The organism is Paenibacillus sp. J22P169 (assembly GCF_059691995.1).
In genome coordinates, this window is the sequence record NZ_JCAUAO010000013.1 from 1 (window position 1) to 14,060 (window position 14,060).

The 14,060-nt window shown below is 34.7% G+C and carries 9 protein-coding genes, 1 rRNA gene, 1 pseudogene and 1 riboswitch; of the genes and pseudogenes, 1 reads left to right on the top strand and 10 read right to left on the bottom strand.

Annotation, left to right across the window (positions count from 1 at the left end; genetic code table 11):
* From AC58QG_RS32600 to AC58QG_RS32645, 10 genes and pseudogenes are all read right to left on the bottom strand, one after another.
* Positions 1-65, bottom strand: a 16S ribosomal RNA gene (locus AC58QG_RS32600); the annotation flags it as partial.
* A 343-nt stretch (positions 66-408) separates the two neighbouring features.
* Positions 409-1,812, bottom strand: coding sequence for an NCS2 family permease (locus AC58QG_RS32605; RefSeq protein ID WP_497366320.1), 1,404 nt, complete (start codon positions 1,810-1,812; stop codon positions 409-411).
* A gap of 229 nt (positions 1,813-2,041) precedes the next feature.
* A riboswitch (purine riboswitch) is annotated at positions 2,042-2,142 on the bottom strand.
* A 95-nt stretch (positions 2,143-2,237) separates the two neighbouring features.
* Positions 2,238-2,603: a DUF1304 domain-containing protein gene (locus AC58QG_RS32610; protein ID WP_497366183.1), complete on the bottom strand. Its 366-nt coding sequence runs from the start codon at positions 2,601-2,603 to the stop codon at positions 2,238-2,240.
* A 160-nt stretch (positions 2,604-2,763) separates the two neighbouring features.
* Positions 2,764-2,967 (bottom strand): annotated as a pseudogene (locus AC58QG_RS32615) (GMP synthase (glutamine-hydrolyzing)); the annotation flags it as partial.
* Positions 2,968-3,110: 143 nt separating this feature from the next.
* Positions 3,111-4,694, bottom strand: a complete 1,584-nt coding sequence (locus tag AC58QG_RS32620) for a GmrSD restriction endonuclease domain-containing protein (protein WP_497366184.1) — start codon at positions 4,692-4,694, stop codon at positions 3,111-3,113.
* Between the two features lie 738 nt (positions 4,695-5,432).
* Positions 5,433-8,345, bottom strand: a complete 2,913-nt coding sequence (locus AC58QG_RS32625; RefSeq protein ID WP_497366185.1) for a RelA/SpoT-related domain-containing protein — start codon at positions 8,343-8,345, stop codon at positions 5,433-5,435.
* A 114-nt stretch (positions 8,346-8,459) separates the two neighbouring features.
* The gene (locus tag AC58QG_RS32630) at positions 8,460-9,281 is read right to left on the bottom strand and encodes a hypothetical protein (RefSeq protein ID WP_497366186.1); all 822 of its coding nucleotides are present in this window, start codon (positions 9,279-9,281) and stop codon (positions 8,460-8,462) included.
* A complete protein-coding gene (locus AC58QG_RS32635) occupies positions 9,282-9,728 on the bottom strand; it encodes a hypothetical protein (protein WP_497366187.1) in 447 nt (148 codons plus the stop codon).
* 468 nt (positions 9,729-10,196) lie between these two features.
* Positions 10,197-10,799, bottom strand: coding sequence for a recombinase family protein (locus AC58QG_RS32640; RefSeq protein WP_497366188.1), 603 nt, complete (start codon positions 10,797-10,799; stop codon positions 10,197-10,199).
* A gap of 170 nt (positions 10,800-10,969) precedes the next feature.
* The gene (locus tag AC58QG_RS32645; protein ID WP_497366189.1) at positions 10,970-12,064 is read right to left on the bottom strand and encodes a PIN domain-containing protein; all 1,095 of its coding nucleotides are present in this window, start codon (positions 12,062-12,064) and stop codon (positions 10,970-10,972) included.
* A gap of 672 nt (positions 12,065-12,736) precedes the next feature.
* On the opposite strand from AC58QG_RS32645, the gene AC58QG_RS32650 reads away from it, so the two are divergent.
* A complete protein-coding gene (locus tag AC58QG_RS32650) occupies positions 12,737-14,032 on the top strand; it encodes a YonV family putative phage-derived protein (RefSeq protein WP_497366190.1) in 1,296 nt (431 codons plus the stop codon).
* Positions 14,033-14,060 lie beyond the last annotated feature (28 nt).

Genomic DNA, 14,060 nt, shown 5'->3' on the forward strand with positions numbered 1-14,060 from the left:
TCGACTTGCATGTATTAGGCACGCCGCCAGCGTTCGTCCTGAGCCAGGATCAAACTCTCCATAGTAGAAAGATGACTTGCTCATTTGAAGCTAGCGAGATTTTGCAATCTCTTTTATAGTCGATTACTCGACTGTGCTTACTCACTCGTTGTTCAGTTTTCAAAGATCAATTTCTTTCGTTCACTGCCGTGTTACCGAAGCAGCGAGAAGTAATATACCACATCAGCTTGTCCGAATGCAAGAACTTTTTTTGAAATTTCTTTCGTTCATTCGTTCTTTCGTTCGACCGCCGAAGCGACAAGGAGTAATATAACAAATCCTCCAAGCGATTGCAAGTTTTTTAATCATGGTAAAAAACGGAATTAAAAAAGGCCCTGGCGCATAACGCACCAGAGCCTTACTTTCCTATTAACCTTGGCTACCAATAAAGATGTATCGAGCAATGATTAGAATGGCTAGAATCCACATTAACCAGTGGACACTGTATTTCTTTTCACTTTTGCCACTTACATTAGCTGCTGCAGCAAGAACTACATAAGTAACGATACCGAAGGAAATCCCGTTCGCAATGTTGTATGTGAAAGGCATCAATACAATTGTAAGGAACGCTGGGATCGCGATAACGAAGTCTTGGAAGTCGATCTCTTTAATAGATTGAACCATGAGAACACCAACCACGATTAACGCCGCGGCTGTTGCGGAACCAGGAATTAACATGACAATTGGTGCCAAGAACAGGGCAAGCAAGAAACATACGCCTGTAGTTACTGCTGTCAAACCTGTGCGTCCACCCTCGGCAACACCTGCTGAGCTCTCTACAAATGCTGTTACTGTGCTCGTTCCAACTAATGCACCGCCGCTAACGCCAATCGCATCTACGAACATCGCTTTACCAACGCGTTTGGTGCCTTCTTCTTTGTTCTTCATAATTCCAGCACGGGTTGCTGTTCCAACCATAGTACCGAAAGTATCAAATAGCTCAACGAATGTAAATGTAACGATAACAGAAACGATTCCTGTTGTCATAATGCCTGCGAAATCAAAATCACCAAAACGCAGTTTAGTCATATCCGGTACCCAAGTTGTATTGTCACTAGTTAATGTAGCTAAATCAACCATACCCATGAAATAACCTACAACTGTCGTTCCTAGAATTCCGAATAGAATCGCGCCACGCACACGCATTACCAGTAAAATAGAAATCAACAAGATTCCGACGAGTGTTAAAATAACACCTTTATTTTCTAATGAACCCATATGGAAAATAGTCTCAAAAGAAAGAACATCCGTAAATTGATGTGCTTTAATATCATTACCGGATTCAACGGCTACAGTAAGGATACCGCTGTTTTTGAAACCGATCATTGCGATAAACAAACCAATACCTACTGTGATTGCATGCTTCAAGCTATCTGGGATTGCGACAAGAAGCATTTGACGCATTTTCGTAATCGTAAGGATGATAAAGATAATCCCTGAAATAAACACGGCTGTGAGTGCCATCGAAAACGTAAATTTACCTTGTGAGGTCAAAATGATCGTCGCGAAGTACGCATTCAAGCCCATACCCGGTGCTAGTGCCACAGGGAAGTTAACGAAAAGCCCCATTGCAATCGTCATAACACCTGCTGCAATCGCTGTAGCTAAGAAAATGGAAGTCCAGTCTCCACCAGTTGCCCCTGTTTTAAAGGCACTCAGGATATCTGGATTTACTGCAAGGATGTAAGCCATTGTCATGAACGTCGTAATCCCCGCCATGATTTCTGTTCTTACCGTGGTGCCATTTTGTTTCAACTTAAAAAAACGATCCAAATCCATTTTCCTACTCCTCCTAACGAATGTTGGGAACCACGGATAAACGCCCCTGTCGTCCTTCTAGGACGTACGCGTTTACCAAGGTTCTGCGAAACAAAGTACCCATATATGCTATCTGGAACAGCAAAAAACCCGGAATCATGTTACCTGATTCCGGGTACGAAAAAGGAGCCGTCCATATGAGGGCTGCCTTCATAATGTGAAGTCGCACGTAAAAACTCATACGGATACCGTTCCTTTTTTTCGTAGCCAGATCATTTGCGGTGATCTCGTAGAAACTCCCAGGCCAATTCCCGAGATTATACGAAAAACTGTTATCCAATTTCATATTCTAGTGAAGAATTGAGCAAGTGTCAATAAAAAAAGACGAACGTTTCATGGGTAAAATATAACAAATCGTTCGTCTTTTCATAAAGTCAATTCTATTTGGTAAAAAGAACGAAAATAAGTGCGACTAGAGCAGGCAACCCCTGGACGAGCAGAATCGATTTCTTCGCTGTCGCGCCTCCGAATATAGCTGCGACGAGCACGCAGACAAGGAAAAAAATCTCGATCGAACGTCCTGTGGAGGCGTCCGGATGAACAAGCCCCCAGACAAGACCTGCAGCAAGAAAGCCGTTGTACAACCCTTGATTGGCGGCTAAGCTTTTGGTGATCTTCGCATTCTCCTTCGTCATACCGAACGACTTCATAGCGCGCGGGGTCGTCCATAGGAACATCTCAAGTACCAGGATGTACAGATGCTCAAGAGCAACTAAACCTACCAAGATTGTTGCAATCATAACCATATCCATTCCTCCATTGGGTGATCCAATATATTGCGTGTCCCTATAATGTAACATATTTATCCAATAATCTCGTTCAAAATCAAAAGACTCTCTTCCAGCTGGGCTACAGCTCAAAGAGAGTCATTTTTCATGCTATTTGGAACTGATCAATCAGCAGTTACTATTCCCACTCAATCGTAGCTGGCGGCTTGGAAGTGATATCGTATACGATACGATTCACGTTCTCAACCTCATTTACGATACGTACGGAAATCTTCTCAAGTACATCCCAAGGGATACGAGCCCAGTCGGCTGTCATACCGTCGATGGATGTTACTGCGCGGATACCTACTGTATAGGAGTAGGTTCTAGCATTAGAGTAAATTACTATTCAATTATTGCGTTATTCCTGTATATCAATTGTAGCTGGTAAATCTAGTGATTTCAATAAAAAGGTGAACATTTGTACACTTAATCTAATGGCATTGTATCTTTTCCATTTCCGATCTTATATCCGAAAATATATTTTTAATTTTTATATATACTATTACAATACGGGTGTGCTACTTGCCCATTCTCAACCCCTCCTAATCCCCCATCCTGTTTTCTTATTTTATGATCAAATGAAATCACTTTCGGTTGAATCAGAGATTGACAAACCTTACATTGAAGAGCGTTAGAAATTGCTTCCTTAATAAAAATTGCATTTTTTGTAATATCAGTAAAATTTATTCCGTGTGCTTTGTTTAGTTCATGATCCAGCTTTAAAAAACTAAATTCAGGGGAGGCTAACAAATGAGTTACGATCTCATTAATTGACTTACCAGTTAATAAATTGTTCAGTATTTCTAAATAAAAATTCTTAAGGTGTTCAACGCTTCTTGTTTGACTTCCAAACTTTAATATTATTTGTTCTACAAAATAGTTGTAGTCTACCAAAAAGTTCTCAAAAACTTGTCTAATATCAATGAATTTTTTCAACATTTTATTTTCTTCTAAATGTAAGATAAATGATGTAACTGACATGAACGTAGTTGGTTGATATCTCCCTGTTCTATGATTGTAGAAGTAGATAGCAGGATGTAATCCAAGAGAAGAGGAGCTCAGACTATTAATCCTTTTAAAGGTTTTTATACAATTCTTCAGCACCTCGACTGTCATTAAGCCCTCTAAATCTTCTGTAGTTTTCATACGTTGTTGAATTTCTAAATCTACACAGTATTTTTCAATTATTATCTGTACAGTTTCAAAAAGGAGATGTAAACTAGGTTGAGCATAGTTGTTACCTGCGACAGGTAAATCATCTAAAGATCGTATATGAGTTTGCAAAGGCGGATTATATAATAACAGGAAAGCCTCTTCTCCCAATATTTCTATTTCCTTCTGTATCGCTTCGTTAAACCCACCCCAATATTTAAACCCTGTTCCACCACGTAGAATTGCTCTCATAGCAATTGTAGCTGGTGTTTTTCTCGTTTCTAATATTTCAAGCTCAGGATCACTTATGGTTACAGATCTCTTATTAATCCTAATAAATGATTTCTCAGCTTTTCTAGCATCTCCTCTCTCCCACTGAAACTCAAAACCTCTTGATGCCATTCTTTTTGCTCTCAAATAAACTTCTGGTTTGATACCTGAATTGTTTTTTGCAATTAATGCCCTTTTATATTCAGAAAATGGTCCTATCTTTTTGTTAATATATTTGCGAGCTTTTTCAGCTAATTCTCTTTGACGAATTGGTATAGCATCATCGTAAAAGGACTTAGAGATTTTCCCATCTCCATAGTCATCATTTACCCATGCAACAAAAGCACTTAAACGGTGTGCACCATCTAATATAAATACTTTTCCACTTGGGGCTCTCCACAATATAATAGCTGGTATTAAATCTTCATCCAGGAAATTTTCAATTAATCCACAAATTGTTTCCTTACTCCATTTGTTTGTCTCTCTCTGAAAGTCTGGTTTTCGATAAGTAGCCAAAAACCAACCATCGGTCTCCATATCTTGTATTCTAATGGTGAAATTACCGCCACCACGATCATCTTCTTGTACTTCAACAACCTCAAAATCGTCTTTTATTATTAAGGCATCCAAGTTTACTCCACTCAAACGGAATCACCTTCTCATCATAATTTGAGGTAAGCTTAACATACTAGAAAAAATAAAATATACATTTAAAAATTGGGTATTTTACCATTATATAAACATTGACACCGATATATTAAGTGGTATTGCGATTAACCACTGCATGAAAACATTAATTTACACACGTAGCTTTCCCCATACATTTAAAATGTTTTTGCTTATTAGTATCTCTGAAAGTAAACAGTACGTTTATTAAAGCCAACCCCGATTCTAGAGTTTCTTTCAAGTAACAGAGCACCATCGTATGATGATGCTCTGTTGAAAACCAAAGTTTTCCAATATGCTTAACAGAATTTAGTTATAGTAAAATTGAATATCGTATTACCACACCAAAGAATAAAAAGAGCATCCAAAAACGGATGCTCTTCCAAAAATAATGGTTATTATCTTCTAGTCAATTTAGGTATAGAATACTAAAGTTATTGTATTGACCCTCTGATTTCTCTGACCCTGCTTAAGTAAGAGATATTGCCTTTCATTGAATATTTGACGCTGTTGAAATGGATATGGCTACAACGGTTCACAATTTTAGGAGAATGTTTGCAAAGCAGATGTTGAGACAAGTTGACCTATACACATTGTCTAGGCTTCTAGGACACAGTCAATTGCAGACCACTGTATCTATTAAAGACTCAAACAATGTCTCAGTACAAAAAGAACTCTCCAATAAGGGGAAGTCCTTAGAATGTGATGCTTATACCATTATAAATTAGCCTCAAACTCTTGTTTCATTTCTTCTATTTGTTCATCTGATCTTTTAATTTCAGCTGTAATAGAGGCATTCAAATAGTCTTTAAAATCCTTAACAAATTTTCTAATGTAAGGATTTTTAGATTTGTTCCATTTATTAATGTTTGCTTTTGTTTGCTTTAATGCTTCTGCAAATCCGTATTCACCAGTAACTACACCAGTTTCTGTGAGGACATGCATTAACTCCTGCAACATCGAATTCTCGTAGTGATAAATTTCGATAAATTGCTTGCAAATATTATATATCGATGGGTCACCATCATATTTCCTAAGTATATGAAGAATAATTTTTGCTTCTGTTGTATTTTTATTAGGAAGTATTTCTTTTAGATAAGCTTCTAACTCGCCACCAAAAGTTTGAAACACTTTTTGGAGCAAATCACTTGCTTCCCATTGGTATAACCAATGCTTTTTCTTATACCATGAAAAGATAATCGGGATACATTCTTTTGCATTCTCATTTAATATTTGAGCAATATTATTGAGATGGTAAGGAACAGCATCGTAATTAGAATTAAAAGACTTTTTTCTTTTTTGAACTTCAATACGTTTCTCAAAAAAGTAGATTATTTTCCTTGGACTGCTGTTAGCTATTGGTATTAATAGCTGTTCTAAATGATAATCAATTCGGGGGCAAACAACTAGCACATTAAGAATTTGGTCATGTTCAGTTTCATTGAAGCTATTTAAAATAGAATCCTTATCGAACCATAAATAATTAGTCCACCAAAAATCATTTATTTGGGATAGAGTGTTGATTGTACTAATAAAAAGTTCTTTACTAGTTTTACAAACTGGTACTTTGGAAGATGTAATTAAATTTACAATCTCATTTAGAACCTTATTATCTTTTTCACTAATTGCCTTATTATAAATCTTTTCGAGAAATTCTATTTCAATATTTTCGAAATACTTAAAAATATTCAGGCAATTTAAAAGATGCGAACTTTCGACTATCCATCCATTTACTTTTTCTCTCGCATAATCATTATCTGAAGTCCATAATCCAGCTACAATATGGCTTAAAAACATGTTTAAGTTTCCTATAAATTCTCTCAGTAGCATTTTCGCAAACTTTTGTTTTCTTAAACCAATTAAATGTAGAAAATTATTAAAATATGTATATTTTCCTTGGTTCTCTAGTGTAAATCCACCACTTATTTCTAATATCATTTGTTTCCAAAAATCTATATTTTCTTTATCTATCTTATCTACATAATGAGTAATTTTTTCATTGCGAACTTCTCTAGACTTTCTCCAATCAATTTCCTCTAAATATTCATGATCGTATCCTACCAAATCCTTGTATATTCGGTAGTATTCATTATTAGTTATAATCCCTTTTAAAGTTACTATGCAGTCCATAGACGAAAACCTTCGTGTGAACCAATTAATTTGTTCATCTATTTCTTTGATTATTTCATATGTGGTTTCCTTTCTCTCTATCAAAGTAATATACCAATTCACTACATAGGTAGTATTGTCTTTAACTAGACTTTCAACATCTTCACTATAAATTCCACGATTCGGTGTTCTTGAAACTTCTTTTAATATTTGTAAAACAGTTATTTTATCTGCTTGTGTTTCTACTTTTCCAAATAAATCAAAAAGAATTTCAATAATTTGTTGTCTTATGTGTTTAATATGCTCTCCAGATTTTAAAACCCCAAAGCCATAACTAAACGTTTTATAATCTTGCATTGATGTTTCTTCATATTCTAATTCAAGCATTTTATCAAAAATTGAATTTATTATGCTAAGCCTTTGAGTTCGTTGTGAGTCATTCCACTTCATTACCTCTTCGAGAATATAGTATTGCATCGAAAATCCTATAGTTTGCAAAGCCTTCAACTTATATTTGGATAAATCCCTTAATATGTTTATCGCTTTTTCACGAATTTCTCTATTACTATCAAGTGACATCTCAATCAAAAGAGGAAATACCTGTTCAGTATTTTGATACTTGATAATTTTTAATATTTCCAGACATTCTTCTGCTACATGTTTATGCTCATAACCTATCCCTATTATATTAGATTTACTAGCCTTCAACTTTTTGGATTTTTTTAGTATTACCTTCACAAAATCAGCCAGTTTTAATTCTGATGGTGATCTATCACCATATTTCCTAACAAATTGCACTAACAATAATAATTTTTCATACATTTCATTTCTATTACTTGATTGGACTATTCTGTTCAGGAAAGATAAATTGAATATTCTTCTACCCTCAAGTAGATTCGCATACTCCCTATGAATGAATTCTAATCTATAGTTTGCTGGTTTAATTAAATTCTTCATGGTTTCTTTCAAATGGTTTTTAAGCGACTCAATAGCGTCATTGTTAAATTCTGTTAGTTCCTTTGGCGTTTTATAAGTAATATTATGTGATACTTCTGACCATGCATGAAATAATACAGTTGTTAGTTGCAATTCACATTGAAAACCTCTAAATTGAGCATATTCAGTAAGTTTAAGCCTCTCCTCTTTGAACTTTATAATTAAATGCGTTGCATTATAATCATCATGTGAATATTTTAAATTACTTTTAGCAACCTCAAACTCGCTATAGACATAATGTATAAATTTTTCAACTTCGCTTTCCAGATAAAATATTACCCTGCAACCAGCTGTATCATCTAATTCAGTAATTGAATTTATCTTGGCCAAAAGATTGCTATCATCTAATAATTTCTTTTTTAACGAACCTTCTTCTTTAACTCTTGAACTTACCATTTGAAATTGAAATGAATTTTGTTTCAGTATTGTTTCGAGTAAAAAAACAATTGTATTACAATAAACGCTATATGACTCTCTAAGTAGATTGTATTCCTCCATCATTTGGCTAACTTTTTCGCAAGTCATAACTTACCTCCGTTCGAATAAATCACCAAGTATATTAACTCTATTGTCCATTTGATACTAGCATAAAAAATTAAACAAAAAATCGCCCTTTTACATAAAAGGCGATTAATACAATTACAATTGAAACGTTGATATTGTCTGTATAAACTTATCGATATTTGTAGCCAGGAGAGACGTTTCTTCAATTGTTCCTCTAATGCTGGATAGCGAATCCTTAATCCTTCTAAACAAGGAAGGCTTAGGCTGTTGTCCAGACTCTATCTCTTCTACTGCTTGTTGGACAAAATCAATAGTATCTTCTTTTAATTCTGTATTCGAAATAGGGGTCTCTTGAATTAATCGAAGAAGATTTTCTGCTATCTTTAATAACTCCTCACTACCACTATGATTATTTATCTGATTTGCAGTGACATTTCCTGTTTCGGAGAAATTCAGTTGACCTACATTTCCTTGAACTAGAATTTTTGCATTCGGCTTTTCATCGATTCCCAACTCTATCGCCTTCTCCCCTAAGTAATCGGAAATATGGTTTACAAGTAGCTTTACTACTTCCCTGTTAAATTCTCTGATGCTATCTGAAATTTTCGCTCCGCTATAGAAGGCATAAGGACGTGAAATCGTATCATATCTATCAAAATTAGTAGTTGAATACACTAACAACTGATATATGAAACTAATCTCTTCGCTTACCTTCAATGGAATTTCAAATTTCTCACTGTAATCCCTCTGTCTTATTATCTCTTCCATATTAAAGTCCATAGTATGATTTTTACTAATAAAATCACTTAATATAGGCTCTGAATCGATATACAATATGAATCTTTTAGCTAATCTTATTGCTTCATGGGTATCATTAGCGTTTAATAGATCACCTGCTACTCTTCTAAACTGCTTTGATATTAATTTGAACTCTTTAATGTCAATGATCTTTTCCAACTAATTCACCCCACAATATGGACAATATGGATTGACTGCTTTTGCGATTAGTGTAAGTTTTGCACTTTTATTACAACATTGAAATTGTATTTGTTCTAAGTTATCTTGCTCATATAGCGGTAGTGGATTTGTTGTTTCGATAGGTCTACCCGCCTTAAACGTAACATGCTTATTGTTGCTAAACTTTCGTTCAAGTCCTTTGAACATATCATTGATTGATTTGATTGCTTCATTCATAACAATTGTCTGAGCATGTTGTATTATATCATCTGTATAATACGAGGAGATAGGACTAGGGATTCCGCAACTGGGGCAGAAAATTTCTAATACGTCATCTTCTTGAACCTCACCAGTTTGTAACTTAAATTCTTCAGTACAGAGTGAACAATGAAATGTACTAAAGCCGTCAACATCACTTTGTTTTGAAATGATGTAATTTCTCTCCACTTTTCAAGCCTCCTATAGACAAATGAAAGGCATCTTAGTATTCTCATTCAAACTATTAATAATAATAGCACCCTAGACTAAGGAACTATATAATATGGTAAAATTATACCATAAACTCCATAAAATCGGGTATCAATTCCTTAGTATCATTAATATATTTTAAAAACGAAACAAAATATCCAAGTTTTTCAACTTGGATGTTGACACCGTATTTTCAATTTTCATACAGCTAATTTCCTCTTTATTATCGCTTGGTATAATGTTGCTCTCCTAACTCCAGTTAACTCATTGATCTTATTTACTGAGTGTGCTTCCGCATCATAATGTAAACATCCCTTGGATTTCAAAAAAACACAATCAAATGGATTATCAATTAATTGTGTTTTCCAGTGATTTTATTTATTAGTTTCAAGCTCGTGACATAAATTGTTTAGTACGCTGTCATTGTATCTTAAAGAAAATCACAAGTTACTTTGCCTCATATTCTTTTACACGTCTATAAAAGGTATTTGGTTTCATTGCGAGCAGTTTCATACTTTCTACCGCACTTAACTTCCCCGCTTTCCAATCCTTATACACTTTATCAAAAATTCCAGTAACCAGTTGCTTTGGTCTACCAAACCTCACACCTTTCTTTATAGCAATTTCGATACCCTCGGCTTGCCTTTGTTTGGTTTTTTTACGTTCTTGTTCTGCCAAATATGACAACATACTTAAAAATTGATCTTCCAGAAGTTTTCCCAAATCACCCATCGTTTTAAATTTACGACTATCAAATAGTGATTCATTCTCAAGAACAATTATATCTGCATTAACTTCTCTGGTTATGTGTTTCCATTCACTAATAATACCGTCATAATTCCGTCCCAGACGGTCTAATGAATCCAGATAGAGTAAATCCCCTTCCCTAATTACAAGTCGCATAGCTTGATACTGAGGGCGGTTAAAATCTTTGCCTGATTGTTTGTCTACGAACACATAACGTTCCTCAATTCCCAGATCACGCATCTTCTTTAATTGTCGCTCCGTGTTCTGTTCCTTAGTAGAAACTCGTACATAGCTCAATTTCATTTAATACACCCCAATCCCATTAATGTCTATGTCAAAAAGTATATCATAGATGTGAAATATTTCAAAATATCAATGTATACTTTTTGACATATTAAAATCGAAGAATTACATGTATTTCAAATTGTGTACTTTTTGCAATAAAAATAGAGTGCCTTTACGGCACTCTAACGTTAATAGCGATCTTCATCTTCATATGGATCAAACTCAATCTCTTTAACCGAATTGCTTATAGTTTGAGTTCTCCAATGATCATCAACTTCTAGAGAATCGATTTCTTTTGTATGATGATTATATCTCGCAGTAAACTGTACTTGATAAACAATTTCGACCTCACCATGATGGTAATAATCTCCTTCGCTCATATCTGTACTAGCCTCAATACTTGCAAATACTTCTAAGTTACCTGTTAGAAGTATGTCTTCACCAACGACATCAAAACTGAACGACAATAAATCACCAATTGTGACGCCGTTCATCTCAACATAACCTGGATCAAAGAAATCATCATCAACATCAGAGGGGCTGTAATTTCCAATGATTTCACTAATACTATAGTAAAAAATATCGAAATTCTTATCTAAATTTAATAGTTTCAACAATTCCATGTCAGTTACTGTAATAGAATTAATTTCAACCCATTGTTGCAGTTCGTAATTAGTTTTGTAAGGCTTAAACTCATCTGAATGCACTATTCCGTAAGTATTCTTAAAGAACCGTCTAAACCTTTTTGAGTCGGCCTGAAGATCGGGGTGGAGTTTATCATTTTGGGCATAGTCACTAACATTTGCTGTTATTAATACACAGTCTTCGAGATTTTCTGTTTCAGCGAACGTTGCATATGACAGCCATATGACAGCATCCCTAAATTCCTGTTTGTTTTCAGTGAATGGCTTAATTCGATTTATTGAACGTCTAATAAGTTCAGGTAAAAGCGAATTATCAACTTCAACAATTCTAATTACTCCCCTAGCATCCAGATTAGAGTAGTATGAATCAAACTGTTCCATTGCTTGTTGAACGTCTGGGAGAGTAATCGTTACTTGTTCAATATTGGGGACTTGATTATACTCCACTAAAGTTTCCTTTAACTTTTTTATCTGCTCTTCTAATCTCCGCCTATACATTGCTTTTGCTTCTTCTAACACAACACTAGATATGAATAACTCTAGTCCATTGTCCTCACAAATTTTCAACAGTTTATCATTATATATTTTTCTTAGGAATGGATCATCATGAAAATTCGTTGTATCTAAGAATATGTTCATATTGTACTCCTACCAACTAAATTTAAGTAAAATTATACCATATATAGATTAGTTACGTCTATGAAGTTGCATGGATATAACAGTAATTGGACTTTACTTTTTACCCTCTCCTGTTCGGAGACTCTTACATTATTATTTCAAATATTTTAGTCGATCGTGTGATTTTAATGCACTTCGCCATAACTATATATAGTGAAAAAATAGTTCTGAAGCGGGAGAGGGTAGGTTTACATATTTGAAGCTTTCTTTTTATCAATTCTTAAGGTGTACACTACCACACAGCAATTCAATATTTGTCTTTCCCGACACGAAAGGCTCATACGATTAATCCTTGGTAATTGCTTATTTCTTATTAGTAAACCTTTACCTCTATCGTAACGGGCAACCTTACCGAGTAATTAAGATATCAAGTTGAAAGCAATAGCCAGAATGATATAACTTCCATCGCATATATAACTATATGAATTGAACCACTCTCCGATCTGTTCGGGGAGTTTTTTTATTTTTGTTATATACATCACGCATTTGTGAAAGGAGGTGATCGAAATGAAGAATACTAATTTACGTTTAACCGTCCGTATTTTCCAGGCCGAAAATGGAACACCAATTACTATGTAATTTCAAATGAACTAAAGACTAGAATTAAATTGACTATTAAAGGAGAAATGTAAAATGACTAATATTAACGTAGTAGATGCACCTTGTGGATTTGGTAAGACTTCTTGGGCAATCCAATATATGAATGAGATGAGTACTGATTCTCATAGATTTATTTATGTTACCCTTTTTATTGATGAAATTGAAAGGGTTCAAGATGCTGTAAAGAATAGAAAATTCTATGATCCTAAATCTATTAAAGGTGAAACTAAGCTAGAGGATTTACACCGCCTTTTAGGACAAGGAAATGACATTTGTACAACACATGCCTTGTTCAAAATGGCAAACGCAGAAACAAGAGAACTTATAAGGAGCAACAATTACACACTCATTCTTGATGAAGTCATGAATGTTATTGAGCAAGTCCCTCTTAGGAAAAATGATCTGGAGTTCTTGTTTAAGGCAGAAGCTATAGAGTTTGATGATAAAGCTGATGGCTTGAGGTTCATAAAGTGGAAAGAAGACAAAATAGACTTAGACACAAAATATAACGATATCAAACAATTGGCATTATCGAATAATCTTATGTATTGCGATAATTCAGCTTTAATTTGGAATCTCCCTTGTGATCTTTTCAAATTGTTTAAAGATGTTTTTATCCTGACATATTTGTTCAAAGGACAATTTCAGCGGTATTATTATGACTTGCACAAAATTAATTATAGATATCTATCAGTAACTAACAATCAACAAGAATATTGTTTAGTCCCTTACGAGGATAGGCAAATTCATGACAAGACATTACTAAGTCAGAAAATATCTGTCTATGAAGGCCAACTCAATGCAATCGGTGATACCAGAACTGCGCTCTCAACAAGTTGGTTTGAGAAGTCTGTTAATAAAGAAATAATAACTACATTAAGAAATAATACATATAACTTCTTAGCAAATAAGTGCAAAGCAAACAAAGACACTGCACTTTGGACAACAGTTAAAGGAAACAATGATAAAATCAGAAAGAAAGTGAAACCCAGAAGTTTCGCTGGTTGCTTTATAGCTATGACCATGAGGGCAACGAATCGTTATAAGGATAGATTCCATCTCGCTTACTTAATTAACAGGTTTATGAATCCTATTGAGAAGAATTTTTTTGAACAGTATGGGGTTACAGTTGACGAGGATGCGTGGGCATTATCAGAACTGATTCAGTGGATCTGGAGGAGTCGGATTAGAGATGGTCTACACGTATCTATCTATATTCCAAGTAAACGAATGAGGGAACTGTTCCAACGCTATTTAAGAACGGATGAATTTGAAAGTTTACCAGAACAAGCTACAACTAAAGATCCACCTAGTGATTGGCATCTATAGAAGCTAGGCAAATGACTGCCTAAGCACA

Excerpts from the sequence above, each read along its gene's own strand:
- AC58QG_RS32625 (WP_497366185.1), bottom strand. The coding sequence starts at position 8,345 with ATGACTTGCGAAAAAGTTAGCCAAATGATGGAGGAATACAATCTACTT.
- AC58QG_RS32650 (WP_497366190.1), top strand. The coding sequence starts at position 12,737 with ATGACTAATATTAACGTAGTAGATGCACCTTGTGGATTTGGTAAGACT.
- AC58QG_RS32610 (WP_497366183.1), bottom strand. The coding sequence starts at position 2,603 with ATGGTTATGATTGCAACAATCTTGGTAGGTTTAGTTGCTCTTGAGCAT.
- AC58QG_RS32645 (WP_497366189.1), bottom strand. The coding sequence starts at position 12,064 with ATGAACATATTCTTAGATACAACGAATTTTCATGATGATCCATTCCTA.
- AC58QG_RS32640 (WP_497366188.1), bottom strand. The coding sequence starts at position 10,799 with ATGAAATTGAGCTATGTACGAGTTTCTACTAAGGAACAGAACACGGAG.